14 protein-coding genes are annotated in these 18,678 nt (G+C 59.0%); 11 read left to right on the plus strand and 3 right to left on the minus strand.

The features are described from left to right. Window positions 1–3: 3 nt before the first annotated feature. Window positions 4–1,530, minus strand: a complete 1,527-nt coding sequence (locus HMPREF2932_RS04025) for a helix-turn-helix domain-containing protein (RefSeq protein ID WP_246818617.1) — start codon at window positions 1,528–1,530, stop codon at window positions 4–6. Window positions 1,531–1,641: 111 nt separating this feature from the next. Between HMPREF2932_RS04025 and gabT the strand changes: the two genes are divergently transcribed. The 4 genes from gabT to HMPREF2932_RS04045 all read left to right on the plus strand — a co-directional run bounded on the left by gabT (window position 1,642) and on the right by HMPREF2932_RS04045 (window position 6,854). Continuing rightward, complete coding sequence (gabT, locus tag HMPREF2932_RS04030; RefSeq protein WP_071409663.1) at window positions 1,642–2,967, plus strand: 4-aminobutyrate--2-oxoglutarate transaminase; 1,326 nt, start codon at window positions 1,642–1,644, stop codon at window positions 2,965–2,967. A 36-nt stretch (window positions 2,968–3,003) separates the two neighbouring features. Continuing rightward, on the plus strand, window positions 3,004–4,452 hold the full coding sequence (locus HMPREF2932_RS04035) for a flavin-containing monooxygenase (protein ID WP_070446241.1): 1,449 nt from the start codon (window positions 3,004–3,006) through the stop codon (window positions 4,450–4,452). A gap of 14 nt (window positions 4,453–4,466) precedes the next feature. Beyond that, window positions 4,467–5,444, plus strand: coding sequence for an alpha/beta hydrolase (locus HMPREF2932_RS04040; protein ID WP_071409664.1), 978 nt, complete (start codon window positions 4,467–4,469; stop codon window positions 5,442–5,444). A 99-nt stretch (window positions 5,445–5,543) separates the two neighbouring features. Next, window positions 5,544–6,854, plus strand: coding sequence for a YkvI family membrane protein (locus tag HMPREF2932_RS04045; protein ID WP_071409665.1), 1,311 nt, complete (start codon window positions 5,544–5,546; stop codon window positions 6,852–6,854). Window positions 6,855–6,918: 64 nt separating this feature from the next. Here the strand turns inward: HMPREF2932_RS04045 and HMPREF2932_RS04050 are convergent, their stop codons facing one another. Beyond that, on the minus strand, window positions 6,919–8,385 hold the full coding sequence (locus HMPREF2932_RS04050; RefSeq protein WP_070545245.1) for a helix-turn-helix domain-containing protein: 1,467 nt from the start codon (window positions 8,383–8,385) through the stop codon (window positions 6,919–6,921). A 191-nt stretch (window positions 8,386–8,576) separates the two neighbouring features. On the opposite strand from HMPREF2932_RS04050, the gene HMPREF2932_RS04055 reads away from it, so the two are divergent. Together HMPREF2932_RS04055 and HMPREF2932_RS04060 are read left to right on the plus strand one after the other, a co-directional pair. Further along, window positions 8,577–10,634, plus strand: a complete 2,058-nt coding sequence (locus HMPREF2932_RS04055; protein ID WP_071409666.1) for a hydantoinase/oxoprolinase family protein — start codon at window positions 8,577–8,579, stop codon at window positions 10,632–10,634. A gap of 38 nt (window positions 10,635–10,672) precedes the next feature. Further along, window positions 10,673–12,688, plus strand: coding sequence for a hydantoinase B/oxoprolinase family protein (locus HMPREF2932_RS04060; protein ID WP_071409667.1), 2,016 nt, complete (start codon window positions 10,673–10,675; stop codon window positions 12,686–12,688). An 87-nt stretch (window positions 12,689–12,775) separates the two neighbouring features. On the opposite strand, the gene HMPREF2932_RS04065 is transcribed toward HMPREF2932_RS04060, so the two are convergent. Then, window positions 12,776–14,695 (minus strand): helix-turn-helix domain-containing protein, encoded by a 1,920-nt coding sequence (locus HMPREF2932_RS04065; protein ID WP_071409668.1) that lies wholly within the window; start codon window positions 14,693–14,695, stop codon window positions 12,776–12,778. Window positions 14,696–14,782: 87 nt separating this feature from the next. Here HMPREF2932_RS04065 and HMPREF2932_RS04070 point away from each other — a divergent pair, with 87 nt between their 5' ends. Genes HMPREF2932_RS04070 through HMPREF2932_RS04090 form a run of 5 tightly spaced genes read left to right on the plus strand, consistent with a single transcriptional unit; the run spans window position 14,783 to window position 18,596 of the window. Beyond that, a complete protein-coding gene (locus HMPREF2932_RS04070; RefSeq protein ID WP_210397757.1) occupies window positions 14,783–16,015 on the plus strand; it encodes a thiolase family protein in 1,233 nt (410 codons plus the stop codon). A 2-nt stretch (window positions 16,016–16,017) separates the two neighbouring features. Further along, the gene (locus tag HMPREF2932_RS04075) at window positions 16,018–16,890 is read left to right on the plus strand and encodes a 3-hydroxyacyl-CoA dehydrogenase family protein (RefSeq protein ID WP_071409670.1); all 873 of its coding nucleotides are present in this window, start codon (window positions 16,018–16,020) and stop codon (window positions 16,888–16,890) included. Between the two features lie 6 nt (window positions 16,891–16,896). After that, window positions 16,897–17,727, plus strand: a complete 831-nt coding sequence (locus tag HMPREF2932_RS04080; RefSeq protein WP_071409673.1) for an enoyl-CoA hydratase/isomerase family protein — start codon at window positions 16,897–16,899, stop codon at window positions 17,725–17,727. Beyond that, window positions 17,711–17,962, plus strand: coding sequence for a hypothetical protein (locus HMPREF2932_RS04085; RefSeq protein WP_071409671.1), 252 nt, complete (start codon window positions 17,711–17,713; stop codon window positions 17,960–17,962). The genes HMPREF2932_RS04080 and HMPREF2932_RS04085 overlap by 17 nt, the downstream gene beginning before the upstream one ends. Continuing rightward, on the plus strand, window positions 17,955–18,596 hold the full coding sequence (locus HMPREF2932_RS04090; RefSeq protein WP_071409672.1) for a sodium:solute symporter family protein: 642 nt from the start codon (window positions 17,955–17,957) through the stop codon (window positions 18,594–18,596). Before HMPREF2932_RS04085 ends, HMPREF2932_RS04090 begins: the two co-directional genes overlap by 8 nt. Window positions 18,597–18,678 lie beyond the last annotated feature (82 nt).

Genomic DNA, 18,678 nt, shown 5'->3' on the forward strand with positions numbered 1-18,678 from the left:
GCTTCAGTCCGTAACACTCACTCCGAGAATCAGTAGCTCCGCCGCCACGAGCGGGTCCTTGAGGTCCACCTCGAGGAGATCCTCCAAGTCCGCGATGCGCTTGCGCACGGTGTGCCGGTGTGATTGAAGCTCCTCAGCGGTTCGGCTCACATGCCCGCCCGCACGCAGGTAGACCTCCAGGGTTTCCGCCAACTCGGTGCCGTGCTCCGCGTCGTGAGCGCGCACCTTGCCCCAGGTTTCTTCGGCCCGGTTGTGCACCGCGCCCTTGACCCTGGGATCCCTAGTCCAGCTCAACGTCCGCGATTCTGGCCCCGCCAACATCCCGGGCTGAAGCCCGAAAGCGAAGGACTCTAGTTCGCGGACAATGCCCACGCCCAGCTCGGCCCACGGCATGGGCTGGCCCACGACGATGCGCTTGCTACCGCGGATATCGCGCAACAAGTCCTGCAGGTTCTTCATTGTGCGGCTTCCTCTGAAAAGCAGGAGGCTAGAGGATTTATCCAGCGTGTATTCGAAAAGCAAGCGCCCGTGATCCTGCAGGCGGGCGTCCAAGGCGTGGAGGAAGCGCTGGTGGGCGCGCTCGCCCTCCGATTTCACCAAGACCGGACGCACGCGGCCCTGCGCATCACCCACGAGCCGGAAGATGCGGCGCATGGGATCCTCCGGCTGGTCCATACCCAACTGAATGGCCATCGCCATGGAGTTGAGTTCGTTTTGGGTGCGCCGTAATTCCTGCGGGCGCTTCACGGTAAGCTCCGCCAGGCCGGCGGCCTGCTTGAGCAGCGCGCGCTCGTTCACACCGAAACTCTCACGCGCCACCGCCAGCAGCCCGAAGGAGCGCGCACCGTGGTCGGCCAAACGCTGGGCTAAGACATTCCATCCTCCCACGCGGCGCGCGGCGTAGAAGTTCTGAGCGCGGGTATCGGTAATTACCGGGCCCCACTCCACTGGGGGCAGGCCGGGGTGACTCGACTGCGCGAAGACCCGTCCGTCCTTATCCACGAGGCAACAGTGCGCCCCCAACAGGCGTCCGGCCTTATCCACGAGGGCATCGAGACCGGCGATGGCGGCGTCGTTAAGCGCACCCTGCTGCGCAATGAAGAGTTCCAGGCCTTCCTCACGCTGACGCTGAAGCTCGTCGTGGAGACGCGCGAGCACCGAGACGAAGGGAACACGCCGCGCCACCGTGAAGAGCGAAATATCGCATTCCCGGGCGGCCTCCACCATGGCGGGCGGAACCTCGGCAAAGGCAATCCCAACGCCGAAACCCACCCCCGTTACCCCGCCTTCGGCCACCCTGTGGATGTACTCCGCCAGCTCTTCCGACTTCCCTTCAAACGCCATGCCGGTAAGCAGGATAACCACCCCAGACCCCACAAACTCACGGGGATCGCGCAGCTCACACGGGTGCATTACGGAAAAAGGGCGCCCACAATCGTGCAGAATTTCTATCCCCAAATCAGGCTGATTAGCCAACCATCTCAGGGAAACGCTCCCCTCTTCCAGCCCGACCGCTACCCCCGTATCCATTGTGGACAAATTCTCACCATTCTTTCACCAGATTGTCTATGGCCCTTCTGGAGTCTAGCCGCCAGAATGACCCACGTCATAAAAAATTCCGAGTATTAAGGAGCAGACAGCATGCAGGATCTCAAGCACCGCCTCCCCCAGGAGCGGAATGTCTCCACCGCAATCCCTGGCCCCCGCAGCCAGGAGCTGAATGCCGCCCGTGAAGCAGACGTCGCCGCTGGCGTCATCCCGGGCTACCCCTCCTACATCACCGACGGTGACGGTGGCGTGCTTGTCGACGTCGACGGCAACACCATCGTCGACTTCGCATCCGGCATCGCCGTGACCTCCGTCGGCGCTTCCAACCAGCGCGTTGCCAAGGCCGTTGCCGAGGCTGCCAGCCACCTGACCCACACTTGCTTCCTCAACGCCCCGTACCAGGGCTTCGTCGAGGTCTGCAAGAAGCTCAACGAGCTGACCCCGGGCACCCACGAGAAGAAGACCTGTCTCTTCTCCACCGGTGCGGAGGCAGTGGAGAATGCCATCAAGATCGCTCGCCGCTACACCGGCAAGAACCGCGTTGTCGTCTTCGACGGCGCCTTCCACGGCCGCACCAACCTGACCATGACCATGACCGCCAAGAACAAGCCCTACAAGCAGGGTTTTGGCACCCTGGCCGCTGATATCTACCGCGCTCCGATGTCCTACCCGCTGCGCGACGGCCTCGACGGCAAGCAGGCTGCAGCGCGCACCCTGCGCTACATCGAGCAGTACGTCGGCACCGAAGAGCTGGCTGCCGTCATCATCGAGCCGGTTCAAGGCGAGGGCGGCTTCGTCGAGCCGGCCAAGGGCTTCCTCCCGGCACTGCAGGAATGGTGCACCGACAACGGCGTTGTCTTCATCGCCGATGAGATCCAGGCCGGCATCTGCCGCACCGGATCCTGGTTCGCCTGCGATGACGAGGGCATCATCCCGGACCTCATCACCACCGCCAAGGGTGTCGGTGGCGGCATGCCGCTGTCCGCTGTCACCGGCCGCGCCGAGATCATGGATGCCCCGGACCCGGGCTCCCTGGGCGGCACCTACGCCGGCAACCCGGTGGCCTGTGCTGCTTCGCTGGCAGCTTTCGAGGAGATGGAGGAGCTGGATCTGGCTTCCCGCGCCCGCGAGATCGAGGCCATCATCCGCGAAGAGCTGGAGCCGCTGCTCGAGCTCACCACCGTCGCCGAGGTCCGCGGCCGCGGCGCCATGATCGCCATCGAGCTGGTCGACGACAACAACCAGCCGAACGCTGACCTCACCGCCAAGGTGGCCAAGACCTGCCGCGAGCAGGGCGTGCTCATCCTCACCTGCGGCCTCGACGGCAACGTCATCCGCCTCCTGCCGCCGCTGGTCATCAACGAGTCCACCCTGCGCGACGGCCTCCAGGTCCTGGCCGAAGCCATCCGCGCAAACTAACCCGAACCACCACCGTCTTAAAGGAGACACATCACCATGAAGATCTACGATTGCATCATCCTCGGCACCGGCTACGGCGGACTGGGCATGGGCGCCCAGCTGGTCCGCGACGAGCAGAAGGACTTCCTCATCCTCGAGGCCGCCGATGAGGTCGGCGGCGTCTGGCGCGACAACACCTACCCGGGCGCTGCTTGCGATACCCAGGCTCTGATCTACTGCTACTCCTACTTCCTCAACCTCGGCGTGTCCCGCATGTTCGCCGGCCAGGACGAGATGCAGGGCTACCTCAAGGCTCTTGCCGAGGAGTTCAACCTCTACGACCACATCAAGTTCAACCACCGCATCACCAACGCCGAGTGGAAGGAAGACCTCAAGGCATGGGAGATCGAGGCTAACGGCGAGACCTACTACGGCCGCGTCTTCGTCGGTGCCTGGGGCCAGCTCTCCAAGCCGAAGGTTCCGAACTTCCCGAACCGCGAGGCATTCCAGGGCGTACAGTTCCACTCCGCCGAGTGGAACCACGACGTTGATCTGGCCGGCAAGAAGGTCGCCGTCATCGGCAACGCCGCTTCTGCAGTTCAGCTGGTTCCGGAGGTAGCAAAGGTTGCGGAGAAGCTCTCCGTGTTCCAGCGCTCCGCAAACTACATCCTGCCGCGCAACCAGGTCATCTTCACCGATGAAGAGCTCAAGGAGTTCCAGGAGAACCCGGATTCCTACCGCGCTATCCGCCAGGAGATCCACGAGGTTCGCGAGGAGGGCTTCGACCGCACCCGCAAGGGCACCGATTCCGCTGCCGAGGGTGTCGAGCAGGCCATGGAGCACCTGCGCTCCCAGGTCAACGACCCGGAGCTGGTGGAGAAGCTCACCCCGACCTTCGCCTTCGGCTGCAAGCGCATTCTGCGCTCCGATGACTTCTACCCCACCTTCAACCGTGACAACGTAGAGCTCATCACCGCTGGCATCGAGAAGTTCACCGAGACCGGCATCCGCACCGATGACGGAGCAGAGCACGACTTCGACGTGGTCATCTACGCCACCGGCTTCCACTCCCAGGAGTTCCAGGGTGATTTGCCGATTGCTGGCCGCGATGGCGTCGACCTGCGCGAACGCTGGGGTAACTCCCCGGAGGCTTACCTGGGCATGACCGTGGACGGCTTCCCGAACTTCTTCATGCTCTACGGCCCGAACACCAACCTCAACCACCACTCCGTGGTGGCCATGCTCGAGGCACAGGACCGCTACATCTCCCAGGCCGTTGCTTACCTGCGCGAGAACCCGGAGGCAGCCCTCGACGTGAAGAAGAACGTCATCGACGAGTTCAACACCAAGATCCAGAAGGAGCTCGAGGCATCTGCGTTCTCCGCTGACTGCTCCTCCTGGTACAAGAACGAAGAAGGCCGCGTCATCAACAACTGGTCCGGCAACGTCGCCGAGTACTACGAGCTCACCGACAAGCTCGAGCTCAACGACTACGAGCTGGTCTAGGAGGTAGTTTCACAATGCACACTCTGCACGACGAATACTCCGGGCGCCCCGTCGCTGAGGATGCGTGGAAGGCGCTGAAGCCATTCCGCGATGGTGGGGCGAAGTCCTTCCATAACTTCCCCATCCCGCAGGTGCGTGAGAACTACGTAGCCTCGGCCCACGCCAACCCGCTCCACGAAGAGAAGGAACCGACAACCACCGACTTCCAGGTCGAGGAGTTTCAGGTTCGCCTCTACGACCCCCGCCCGGAGGCGGAGCGCGGCCAGGAGACCCCAGCGGTGCTCTACATGCACGGCGGCGGCTGGCTCATGGGCAACCTGGAGACCCACCACTCCTCGGTACGCCGTATCGCGGTGCTCACCGGGTTCCCGGTTGTGGCGGTGGACTACCGCCTCGCCCCGGAGCACACCTACCCGGCGGCTATCGACGATTGCCGCACCGCCTACCGTTGGCTCTCCAACCCCGAGGCAGAGCACGGCCTGACCGTCAGCTCCATCTCGGTAGCCGGCGACTCGGCCGGTGGCCAGCTCGCCGCCGTGATGGCGAATGAGTTCGTGGGTGAGGAGGGCGTCGCCAAGCTCAGCTCCCAGATCCTGCTCTACCCGATCACGGATTGCTCCCGCGAACGAACCGAGAACGGTGCCTCCTACAAGCGCCTGGAGGAGGGCTTCCCGTTGGCCTCTGACACCATGCGCTGGTTCCTCGATACCTTCGTTACGGAGGAATCGCAGCGCACGGCGAAGGACCTCTCCCCGCTGCTGCACGAGCTGCCGGAGGGCCTGCCCCCGTCACTCGTCATCACAGTGGACAACGATCCGCTGGCGGACGAGGGCATCGAGTATGCCGGGAAGCTGGCCAAGGCAGGCGTCGACGTCACGCACAAGCACCTTCTGGGCTACCACCACGGGCTGTTTACCTCTGCTGCGATCATTGACCGCGGCGAGGAGGAGCTCGCTGGCATCGCCGAGTTCATCAAGGCGGCAGCGAACTAAAAGCTTCCGCTCCATCACACACGGGGCAGGCACCTTACCTAGGCCGCCTGCCCCGTTTGCATAAGTACACTTTTCTATCCATCTAAAGTTAGGTTCACCATGCTCAAGCGCTCATTTGGTATCGCGATGGCATTCATCGGCGTGCTCGCGGGTGCCTCTTTCGCTTCGGGCCGCGAGGCCCTCCAGTATTTCGTTGCTTTCGGCAACATGGGCGTCGTCGGCGCCATCGTAACGGCACTGGCCATGACCATCTCCGGCATCACCATTCTCCAATTAGGTTCTTATCACCGCGCCAAAGAGCACACCTCCGTGTTCAACGCGGTGTCCACCCCCATTGTGTCGAAGATCCTCGATATCGCCACGCTGACCTGTCTGTTCTGCATCGGCTTCGCCATGTTTGCCGGTGCCGGCGCCAACCTCAACCAGCAATGGGGCTGGCCAGTGTGGATCGGCGCCGTCCTCATGCTCGTCCTCACCCTGCTGACTGGTCTGCTCGACGTGGACAAGGTGACCATCGCCATTGGCGCCATTACCCCGTTCATCATCGTCTTGCTGACCATCGGCACGGTCTACACCGTGCTCACCTCCAACCCAGATTGGTCACACCTCAACGAGCAGGCGCAGCAGCTTCCTACGACGCTGCCCAACTGGTGGGTTTCCGCCATCAATAACCTGGGACTGAACGTCATCGTGGTGGTCTCCATGATGATCGTCATCGGCGGCAACTTCCTCGACGCCAAGGAGGTGGGCTACGGCGGCATTCTCGGCGGCGCATGCTTCCTCTTCCTGCTGGCGGTCCTGGTCGGCGGTCTCTACGTCTCCGTAGGCCCGATCACCGAGGCCGAGATGCCAACGCTGGCCATGATTGAGCAGATTCACCCGGCGCTCGGTATCGCCATGTCCGTCGCCATCTACGGCATGATTTATAACACCGCGATTGGCATGTTCTATGCCTTTGCCAAGCGCCTCACCCGCGGCAAGCCGCAGAACTTCTACAAGGTCTATGTCATCTCCGTGCTCATCGGCTTCGTGCTTTCCTTCATCGGCTTCTCCAACCTCATCGGCTGGGTCTACCCGATTCTTGGATACATGGGCATTGCCATCATGTTCATCATCGGCTTCGCATGGTTGAAGAACCGCAAGGACCTGCAATCTGAGGCCGACCTGCGCCGCCGCGCGCGTGAGCTACTCAAGAAGCGCTTTGAGAATGACAACCACCTCTCCGATGAGGAGGCTCGTGAGCTGGTGGCCATCGCTCGCAACTCCTCCATCCCGGAATCTGACTTCATCAAAGAGATCATGACCGAGGTTGATTCCGAGGACATTCCGGAAGAGCTGCAGATCGGTGACGGCAAGCTCCACGCGCTGATCACCGGCAAGCCCATCCCGCGCACTAAGAAGAAGGTGTAGTTCTCTCCACTCCCCCTCTCACTCTCTACTCTCACACCTTCTCCGTGCCCCCGCATCCAGCCGCCTAGCGCTGCATGCGGGGGCGCAGCGCTTTCCACAGCGCCCACAAAACCAGATCCGCATCGGAGAACCGGATCCGTTCCTCCAGAGCTTCCAGCCGGTGCCGCACCGTATTGGCGTGCACGCCCACGGCCTTCGCGGCCCGGGCCACGGAGAAGCTTTCAGCTTCATAGGCGCGAAAGATCTCTTCGCCATCCTTAATCCCCTCAATCGCGCGGTCGAGCTCCCCCACCGCGTCCTCCAAGCCGCGCTGGCCCAGGTAGGCCGCTGCCTTCTCGATGGCACTGCAGTGAGCAAACTCCAGGCTCTGCAGGTGCAAGGAATGCGTGCGTTCTACCACCACGGCGGCAAGCAGGGCCTGGAGCCACGCTGCCGGGCCTTCCTCAACGGTATCGAAGGGATCAGAAAGCCCGACGGAGCCGAAGAGCACGTCCGCGATCTTCCCCTCCGCTCCCGAATGGGTAGTCAACACGCAGGTGCGGCCGGACACATAGCCCAGCACCAGCGGCACGCCCGCATCCTGGGCCAAGGCGAAGGCCTTGTCGCGCACATCGCTGCGGTAGGAATCCTTGACGGAATCGGAGACAAGGAGCCGCATCTTGGCATGCTCCGAAAAGCCCCGCCTGCGCAACGTGGTGGCCACTTCTTCCCTATTCGAATTCTCATCGCACAACGCCACCATCAGCGCGCTCGATTCGGCGACGTGGTTGCGCTGGATGTTTCTCTGCGCCATCAGGGAAGCGGTGAGCAGCTCCTCCAGCGCCGCGAAAGCGGGGTCATCGAAGTCTGCATCCTGACTGGTTTGCCGCCCGCGGATCAGCCAGTAGCCGTGGTCGAAAGAGGGGCTTTCGCCAGCAATGTCGAGCCACCGTGCAAAGACCTTCCAACGCCCCACGTGCATGGTCGTGGTGCTGTGGTTTATCACCACCGACAGGGAACGCGCGATACTCCGCGCGGGCAGCTCGCCGGCGGCGGCAATAACCCGGCCGTCAACGGTCAACAGCAGCAGGGAATCCCCGCTGAACCTGGCAAAGCGCGCAAGGATCTCGGATTCCGGCGCTGGGTTGACTAACCCGGGGCTTAATTGCCCGATGGTGCTGAGCTTGCGCCAGGATGCCAGGTTGGGTTGGCGCCGCAAAAGCTCATCCACCGCGCGCCGGATATCTTGGCGCGTGATCCCATCGGTGCCGTACAGGACGGCGCCGGTTCCCTCCACCGAGTCCAGGACTTCCTGCTCATCGAACTCGGAGTCGAGGAAGATGACCCCGGCGGCGTCGACCAGCCGGCGCTGGATGGCGCGCGGGCTTCCCTCCGGCCGGGGAAGGACAAACCAACCTGCCACGTCCCCATCGCCCTCGGCGCACAGCCCCACAAAATTCTCATCCTCGAGCGCCTTACTCAAGCGGCGCAGCCGCGGCTCCATCACGACGAGATCGGCGATCCGGAGCACCGGATTATCCTGTGACGCCACTTATCCCTCCGGAAAATAGTGTCCTATCTTACTTTTCTCCGGCTAATTCTAGTATGCCCCAACCTGCTTGTTTGGAGTTTCCTCCACCTTCTTCACTCTCAATTCACCGTTTCTCCATTGCTCCCCTCCTCGTGCCATATGAAGATTCCTCTCAACCGAATTCACCAGCCTTTGAAAGAGAGGTTCCCACCATGACGGGAAATAAACCTTTTCGCGTATCCGTCGACGTCGGAGGAACGTTCACCGATGTCGCGATTGTTAACACCGAGACCCACGAGTTGTCGGTGGCCAAGGTTCCCTCCACCCCGGATGACCCGATGAAAGCGGTGATGAACGGCCTCAAGTCGGCCGACGTCCAGCTCAACCAGGTCGAGGTGTTCTCCCACGGCACCACGGTTGCCACCAACGCGCTGATCCAGCGCCGCTTCCCACCGGCAGCGCTCATCACCACGAAGGGCTTCCGCGATGTTCTGGAAATCCGCGACGGCACCAAGGATGAGTTGTGGGATGCTTACAAGGACGTTCCGGATCCCTACATCCGCCGCCGTGATCGCTACGAAGTAGAAGAGCGCATCGACTTCGATGGCGCCGAGATCACCCCGTTGGATGAGGAAGAGGCTCGCCGCATCGCCGGGATCCTGCGCCGCAAGAAGATTGAGACCGTCGCGGTCTGCTTCATCAACTCCCATGCCAATGCCTCCCACGAGGAGCGCATGGCGGAGATCCTGCGCGAGGAGCTTCCCGACGCCACCGTCTCCACCTCCTCCGAAATCCTCCCGGAGATCTTCGAGCACGACCGCTTCTCCACGACCGTCGCCAATGCGGTCCTGGCCCCGCTCGTCTCCGGCTACGTCAACCGTCTGTCCCGCCAGCTCGAGGAAGGCGGCTACGACGGAGACCTGCTCCTCCTCCACTCCGGCGGCGGTTCCATGACCCCGGAGATGGTGACCCGCTACCCGGTCCGCCTGGCTGCCTCCGGCATTGCGGCCGGCGCCATCGCGGTGCAAGACATCGCCACCCGCTGTGGCTACTCCAACGCGATTGGCCTGGAAATGGGCGGTACCTCCACCGATATCGCGCTGGTCTACGAAGGTGACATCCGCATCACCAAGCAGTGGCAGGTCGAATACGGCTTCCCCATCTGCTTCCCGTCCATCGAGGTCGGCACCATCGGCGCTGGCGGCGGCTCGCTGGCCTGGATCGATGAGGCAGGTTCCCTGCGCAACGGCCCGCAGTCCGCGGGCGCGGATCCGGGACCGGTCTGCTACGAGCGCGGCGGCACCGATGCCACCAACACCGATGCCAACGTCACCCTCGGCCGCCTCGGCACCGAGCTCATCGGCGGTGCACTGAAGCTGAACCCCGATGCTGCGCGCGAGGCCGTCAACAAGACCGTTGCAGAGCCGCTCAACCTTGAGCTCGAAGCCGCAGCCGAGAACATCATCCAGGTGGCCAACGCCAACATGGCCGATGCGGTTCGCCTGCTGTCCATCCGCCGTGGCTACGACCCGCGTGACTTCGTCCTTGTCGTCGGCGGCGGCGCCGGCGCCCTGCACGGCGCTGAGGTCGCCCGCGATCTGTCCATCCCCACCGTCGTGGTCCCGCCGCACCCAGGCGTGACCTCCGCCCAGGGCTGCTTGCTCGTGGACATCCGACACGACATCACCAAGATGTACCAAGCACCGGTGGACGAGGTGGACACCACCGAACTGCGCAAGGAATTCCAGGCGCTGATCTCCGAGGCCCGCGAGCGCCTGGAGAAGGAGCACGTTCCGGAGGAGCGCATGAAGTTCAAGCTGACCGCCTCCATGCGCTACCGCGGCCAGTGGCGTTCCCTGACGGTGGAAATCCCCGAGTCCGATAACCCGCTCGATGATGCCGTCGCCATGTTCCACGATGAGCACGAGCGCGAGTACTCCTTCGCCGACCGCGACGGCGCGGTGGAGTTCTACCAGATTGGCCTCATCGCCATCGGCGAGCTTGAGAACCCGCCCTTCAAGCACTACGAGGTCGAAGAGCACGAGGCAGAGCTCCCGGAGACCACCCGCCCCGTCTACTTCTCCGCGCACGGCGGCTGGGCCGATGTCCCGATTTATCACCGCCCCGACCTGAAGGCCGGTGCCAAGCTCAACGGCCCGGCCATCATCGACCAGTTCGATGCCACCACCGTCATTCCGCCTGGAGACCGTGCAGAAATTGATGAGTGGTCCAACATCCGTATCCACATCGGCAAGGCCACCAACGCCTAAGACCCTCGCCTTCAGACTCTCCTTTGAAAGGAATCGACATGACTACGACTCATACACAGCCACAGAAACCGTCGCCGTCCTCTTCCGGCCGCCGCACGCTCGACCCGGTGACCTTCGAGGTTCTCAAGAACGCTTTTGCCACCTCGGTCAACCTCATGTCCGAGCAGATTCTGCGCACCTGCTACTCCTTCGTCATTTACTCGCGTGACTTCTCCTCCGCGCTGTGTGACGCCGAGGGCAACACCGTGATGCAGGGAAACCAGGACATCGCCGTACACGTCGGCACCCTGCACTTCCAGTGCCAAGCCGTGCTCAAGGAATTCGGCGATGACATCCACGAAGGTGACGTCTTCGCCATCAACGACCCCTACCAGGGCGGCACGCACATGAATGACGTGTCCTTCCTGCGCCCCATCTTCCACGAGGGCACCCTGCTGGCCTTCGCGCAGAACAAGGGCCACTGGGCCGATGCCGGAGGCTCCGTCCCGGGCTCCTTCGACGTCTCCGCGACCGACTACTACACCGAGGGCCTGCGCATCACCCCGGTGCGCGTGTGGTCCAAGGGCGTGTTCCTCAAGGACGTCGCCAAGCTCCTGGCTGGCAACACCCGCAGCCCCGAGATCGTCATGGGCGACCTCAAGGCCCAGGCCGAGGCCACCGCGGTCTGTGAGCGCGAAATCCACCGCCTCGTGGACAAGTACTCCTTCGACACCGTGCGCACCGCGCTGCGGGAGGTCCAGGACTACGTGGAAGACATCGTCACCTCCCGTGTGGCCGCGCTTGACGACGGCGAGTGGTCCACCATCGACTACATCGACCTCGACCCGGCCAAGGAAGAGGGCCTCGTTCCCATCAAGGTAACGATGCGCATCAAGGGCGGACGCCTCTCCTACTCGCTGGACGGTTCCGCGCCGGCGGTGGCCAGCTTCCTCAACGCGGGCTATGGCTCCGCGTTCTCCGGAATCGTCGCCGGTACCAAAACCTTCTTCCCCGACGTGCCACTAAACTCCGGACTCTACCGCGCTATGGACATCGACCTCGGCCCGGAGGGAACCGTGGTCAACGCCGGAATGCCGCACGCGGTGACCGGCTTCTGTTCCGGCCCCTTCGAGAAGATCATGAACGCGGTCTTCGAGCTGTGGTCCCAGCTCATGCAGGAGCGCGCCATGGCCTGCGCTTTCAACCTGGAGTACCTGCTCATCGGTGGTTGGGATACGCGTGACGCGAAGAAACCAGAGGACAAGGGCGAGTTCTTCATGTGGTACGACTGGATGGCTGGCGGCTGGGGCGGCCGCGTCGACCGCGACGGTTCCTCCGCCACCGCACCGGTCTTCGGCCCGGGCCTGGCGGTCCAGCCGGTCGAAGGCCAGGAGCGTCTCTCCCCTGTCATCACCAGCCACCACGCACTGGTGACTGACTCGGCGGGCCCCGGCAAGTTCCGCGGCGGTGTGGGTGTAACCAAGGGCGGTGTGCTCACGGATGCGAACAAGACCGTCATGAGCTACTGCTGTGACCGCTCGCGTTCCGTGACCTGGGGCATCGAGGGTGGTCTGCCCTCCATCCCGCAGGGCGTGTGGCTCAACCGCGGCACCCCGGATGAGCAGTACCTCGGCGCGCTGTTCTCCAATGTTCCAGTCGGCCCGGGCGATACCTTCGAGCGCCCTTCCGCCGGTGGCGGCGGCTTCGGCGATGCCCTGGAGCGCGACCCGAAGGCCGTGCTGGAGGACGTCATCGATGGCTACGTCTCCGTGGGCCGTGCCGCCAAGGACTACGGCGTTGTCATCCGCCCCGTTGACCCGGAAATCGACGAGTACGAGCTCGACGAGGAGGAAACCGCGAAGCTGCGTGAGGAGCTGCGCTCTACCCGCCTGGACAAGCTGGCGGAGTCCCCGGAGTCCGTGGCTGAGCGCTACAACGCCGGCGAGTTGGACCAGCTCGACCTGGTCCGCCACTACGGCGTCATCCTCGACTGGGCCACCGGTGAGCTCCTGCCCACCACCACCCAGCAGTACCGCGAGCAGATGGCCAAGCGTTCCTCTTCCCACTGGAAGTAGGTAGCGCCCCGGCTAGCCCCTAGCCGTTAGCCAACAGTGGTTAACGGCTAGGGGAATTTCAATTTGAAGTGTCTGGAAAATTCTAGGCTAATGGCTTCCAGTCCAGGTGACATCGTTAAAGACGGTCGGCATGCCAGACTCGATGCGCAGTGCTGCGAGCGCTAACTGTACGTCTAGTAACCGCACCCCCTCGTTCCAGCCTTCACCTAATATTTCATCAATTCTCTTCATCCTGTTGCGAACGGTATTGACATGAATATCAAGTTCTTCGGCTACGGTGGATGCTGAAAAGTGGTGCGAGAAAAGGGCTTGCATAGTAGGCACTAGGGCCTTTGAATTTTCCCTATCATAGCGAAGCAAATTACCTATTGATTCGTCCACCAATGCTTTTCGCTGAGCATTAGTCATTCGAGCCAATAGACGCACAGACTGCGGAAGTGCAGCGTCGGTATACCAGCCTGTTTCACTAGATAAACCCAGGGAAGCGATATCATCAAGAAACTGTATACAAGAGCGATATACTTCTGCCACTCCATGAAAACCAGTAAATTTTTCTGACAGATACCCGTGCACTTTTAATCTTCGCAAATCAACAAGTTTTGAAAAGGTTTCAAAAAAGGATACAAGAATGCTCGCCTCCCCTAAGACGCCAACCTGATCAGTAGATACACCAATCAGGAGCTTCCCCTTAGAGACCTCAGAACACCGTTGTGCAATCAGTCGAAGACCTGCTTCGTCGCCAGAAAAAAGAAGTAAACGATTTAAGCCATCCTCTACGATTTCCGCTTCGGTTAGCAAGCCTTGTTGGCGTGCCGTCAGCTGCGTTCTTCCAGAACTCACCAATGAAAAGAAGAGATTTGAGGACTCGACCACTCGCTGTGAATCAGCCTCCAATCCAATGACGTCTTTAATACTCAAGGCGCGTGCTACCAAGTCAATAATCCGGGTTTCAGGGCTAGGCATGATCAAGTCGGCAACAACCACTCCCCAGGGCTTCCCACCACGAATTACGGGAGAGACATAAACCTCGCGCTCACCCAACGATAAGGACTCTCCTCGTCCCGGCGAGGACGTCCTCCGGACATAACTCTCGATAGGAGCGTAACCATCTACCGGAAGCCAGCCTCCAACACTATCGAGCATGAGGTCTTCCAAACTTGAAATGTGGATTTGAACCCCCATGTTTTCTGCAAGAAAAGCAGCTACACGCGACTCGGTCAGCAAATCACTGACCATTGAAATGACCGTTTCTATAGTTTCTAGCGCTTTTGCAGAGTTCGCCAGCTCTACACGGCATTCTTCCGCAACCGTCTTGAGGCTATTCACCTCCTTGTGGTGGCGATTCGACTCTTCCCCACGGACCCCTACCGCTAACACTTGGACTGCTAGCTGCTCAAGAATATAGATGTCCCCCGTGTGATAAATACGCTCATGCCTATCCGCAACGAAAAGAACTTGAAACCCTGACTCAGCTTCGACGGGGATCCCCAATAAGGACCGTATCCCTTCTCGCTTTATTGCAGTATCCAACACAGGATCATGCTCAAAGCCATCGTCTCTCAAGTAGTTTGCCACCTGCAATGGCGCAGCGACCTGGTAAATCTCAAAAAAGAACCCCTTCTCGTGGGGCTCAACTTCTTGCAATTCCGTGGTCCAGATTCCGCTGGAAAGAATAATGCTTGCGCTGCCGGAAGGCTCATCAAGTTCCATAATGAACGCCGCATCTGTCCCCAACATTTGACGGGCCAAAGACAAAATTCTGCCGAAAGCCACATCTACATTCTCGTCGCCATTGATATCTAAGGACAGATCTGCAATTTCCGAAACCAGTGAACGGAGCTTCCGCGAGGACTCGGCACGGTTACTAATCTCCAGCAGGACCTCTTTGAGTTCCGGAAAGCTAGATGAAACAACAGCATCTTGAAGCTCCTCCCGAAAGCTAACCGGTGTCAACTGCAATGCTTTACGGCATAGCTGGACCACGCCTTCAATCCCCAATTCCGACATTGATTGTCCTTTCCCACAATACCGAGTCCGATACTGTGTGATTAACCACTTTACGGGTGTGAGTTATGCTGCGATACTCTTCCTCAAGTGATTCGAATCACCCGAATACTCGTGCTACCTCACATCAAGGAAGGAGAAAACTTGTCGAGCCCCAACGATGCAGTTATTGTCGCCGGCGCACGCCTCCCTATCGGAAGAAAGGGAGGAACCCTGGCCGAATTTGATGGCGTACAGCTTGGTGCACGTGCCATCAAAGCCTTAATCGACAATCCAAGCATTAACGCACTTTTGAATGACGAGGCTATAACCGACGTCATCATGGGAAATACGCTTTCCCATTATGGGAATCCTGCTCGCGTCGCGGCGCTCAGCGCAGGACTGCCTGTAAATACTCCGGGACTTACGATCGACCGGCAATGCGGGTCAGGAATTAATGCTGTAACGCTTGCTGGAAAGCTCGTGGCCTTTGAAGGCGGAGTCTACATTGCAGGAGGAATGGAAAGTATGACTAACGAACCATTCCAATTATCACGCGCTAAACGGGCATACGATTCCACACCCCCAAGCTTCCTTCGTCGCGAGCTCTCTACAGCAGAAGTTGGCGATCCCACAATGGGAATAACAGCCGAGAACCTTGCGGAAAAGTACTCCATCTCACGCGAAGAGCAGGATGACTTTGCTCTACGAAGTCAGGAAAACTATGCAAAAGCGAAAGCACAAGGGAAATACTCGCATTTCCTAATTCCGACTGAGACTTCTAGTCACGGGACAGTGGAACACGATGAACACCCTCGGCCTAATACCAACGCTGAAAAATTAGCAGCATTACGTCCTGCTTTTATTTCCTCAGGCACTGTTACTGCAGGGAATGCCTCGGGAATTAACGACGGCGCTGCAGCAGTCTGCATCGTTTCAGCAGATAAGGCAATGCACCACGACCTCACTCCCTTGGCACACATCGGAGAAAGTTCTGTCGTTGGCGTTGACCCGAACTATATGGGAATTGGACCGGTACCTGCCATTCAGTCAGTACTAAAACAAGCTGGCCGGAGCATCTCTGACTACGAGTTCATCGAAATCAATGAGGCATTCGCGAGTCAAGTGCTTGCCTGTGCAAAAGAGCTTGACATCACAGTGGACAACATAAATCCACTGGGCGGCGCAATTGCCCATGGACATCCTATTGCCGCCACAGGCACCGTCCTAATCCAGAAGACAATCACCGAGCTTTCCGAGCGAGGCGGAGGCCGAGCAATCGTCTCAGCCTGCATCGGCGGAGGTCAAGGAATCGCTACTGAAATCATCGTGGAGGAGAAATAGCAATGAATCCAGCTGAATCTAAAGTCGCCATTTGCGGAGCAGGGACTATGGGTGCACAGATTGCCTTTCACTGCGCACTCAAGGGCTACACAGTAACGCTTTATGACATCAATACTGACCAACTCGACCGTGCCGATTCCCTTCTACACGAGCTGATGGAAAAGAAGCTATCTAAGGGAAAAATCACACAAGACGAAGTTGACCAAGCTTTCGCTCGGCTAAAGTACGAAACCAGTCTCGAAGAAACTTGCTCCAACGCCAGCCTCATCATTGAAGCAATCATCGAAGACCTGCAAGCAAAGAAGAAGCTCTTCTCAGAGATTTCATCGTACGCCCCGAAGGAAGCGATTCTGGCCACTAACTCGTCCAGCATCGTCTCTTCGAAGTTAGCTAGCGAAGTCCACGATCCTTCTCGTCTATGCAACATTCATTTCTTCAATCCGGCCTTGGTTCTGCTTCTTGTGGAGGTGGTCAAAGGCGACCACACCTCAGAGAATACTGTTGACAGAGCCGTCGAATTTGTCGAGAGCATCGACAAAACGCCGGTCCGTTTGGAGAAGGAGATTTTCGGTTTCATCACGAACCGAATCCTTGCAGCAATTTTCGATGAAGCAATCTCCCTATACGAAAACGGGATTGCGGACTTCAAACAGATCGACACTGCTGTCAAGGCAGGGCTTAACCACCCGCTAGGCCCCTTCGAATTGCTTGACCTAACCGGAATCGATGTCAATTATGGCATCAAGGTTCTAGAAGCTGAGGACTCCGTTGACCCTTCTAAGGGCCCTTCTCAAACCCTTACGCGTCTCTATCAGGAAGGACGCCTTGGACGTAAGTCTGGCCAAGGGTTCTACGTGTACGAGAAGGAGAAGTGAGTGAGTATGTCTAACAACGAGAACACAACGAACCCAGCTAACGTAGTCGAGCATTCACATGAATCCGGAGTCGGGATCATCACTATCAACCGGCCCCGGCAGTTCAACGCATTAAACACTGAAGTACTTAATGCGATTAACTCGGTACTGGAAAAGTGGGAATCTTGCGACGCAGTGCAAGCCGTTATCTTCACCGGCGCTGGCAAAAAGGCATTTGCCGCTGGAGCAGATGTCAAGGAGCTTTCTCAGATGACGCCTTGGGAGGTTGTCAATGAGTATCCGATGGCAAAGCTCTACAACCGAATTGAGAGCTACCCTAAACCAACTGTTGCAGCAGTTAACGGATTGGCGCTAGGAGGCGGTTTCGAACTAGCTCTATCGTGTGACATTCGTATTGCGAATCCAGAATCTCGTTTCGCCTTTCCAGAGCTAGGACTGGGAATCATTCCGGGTGCAGGTGGTACCCAAAGGCTTCGCGAGGTCGCCGGTAAAGCTATCGCTTTGGACCTCATTCTGACGCGCAAAGAACTCGATGCTGAAGCTGCACTGCAATGGGGAGTCATCACCCGCATCAGTGATGATCCAGTCGCCGCAGCGATGGAAATCTGCCACGTACTTAATGAAAACGGACCGCTCGCTCAACGTGTTGCCCGAGAGTCCATCAAAGCAGGTGCTCTAGGCGGACATCAACAGGAACAGCTTTCGCAGGGATTGGCCTTCAGCCATCCTGACAGTTCTGAAGGGCTGTCGGCATTCCTCGATAAGCGAACCCCCAATTTCAACAGTTCTGTCTCTATCTCAACTGAAAAGGAAGAATCTCATGCCCCAACAAAATAGTCCAAACACCAATGACCTTGGATTCTTTAAGCCATCGAAATTTCATCTTGGTTCGACGGTCTTCATCATCGCGCTTTCCGTCGTCGCCTTCCTGCCGATGAGCTTTAACACGATGATCAGTGGTACGGCTCTAGTCAACTTCATACTCGTGGCCATTATGGTTCTGAGTCTCATCATTCTGCTCGTCGATCTTTTCGTCAACAAGAATGACGACGGGGGTGTTAACAATGCCTAAAGAGAATATCTTGCCTCTGGCCATACTAATCCTTTACATGGCCATCACTGTCGGTATTGGCATTTATGCCCACCGCCAAACCGAAGACTCTTCCGCAAAGTCATTCCTGACGGGAGGCGGCGGTGTCGGCCTTTGGATCAATGGTTTCGCAATCTTCGCTGCTTTCGCCACCGGCGGAACTATGCTCGGAAACATCGGCCTGTCCTATTCAGCAGGCTGGGGTTACATCACCGCTTATAACGGTGGTGTCGCTTTGGGTTACCTCATTACGACGTTCTTCTTAGCAAAAGTCCTTCGTAATATGAACGTAGCTACTGTTCCAGAACTTATTAAGGCTCGATACAACCACCGGGCGATGAACTTAGTAGTACCAATTGTTCTCATCGGTACATTAACCGCATACATCGTCGCGCAGATGAAAATTGGCGGCTTGATTGGAGAACAGATTTTCGGAATCCCGTACAACTGGTCCGTTATCCTCATCGGTGCTGTCTACGTGTTTTACACGTTTGCCGGAGGCATGAAGGCGGTCACACTAACTGATTTCCTTCAAGGAGTCATGATGATCGGTGTGGTCGTTGCGACTGGGTTCATTGCGGTTAACTCAAACGGCGGTTTTCGGTCTATGAGGTAGCCCAAGGCCTTCGCCCGGAATGGACAGGTGCTGAGACCTATCCTCCGATTGTCGATTTGGGGTAGTTGGTACCGCGAGTCCG

Origin of the sequence: Corynebacterium sp. HMSC074H12, from assembly GCF_001813755.1 — a bacterium.
GTDB lineage: Bacteria > Actinomycetota > Actinomycetes > Mycobacteriales > Mycobacteriaceae > Corynebacterium > Corynebacterium hiratae.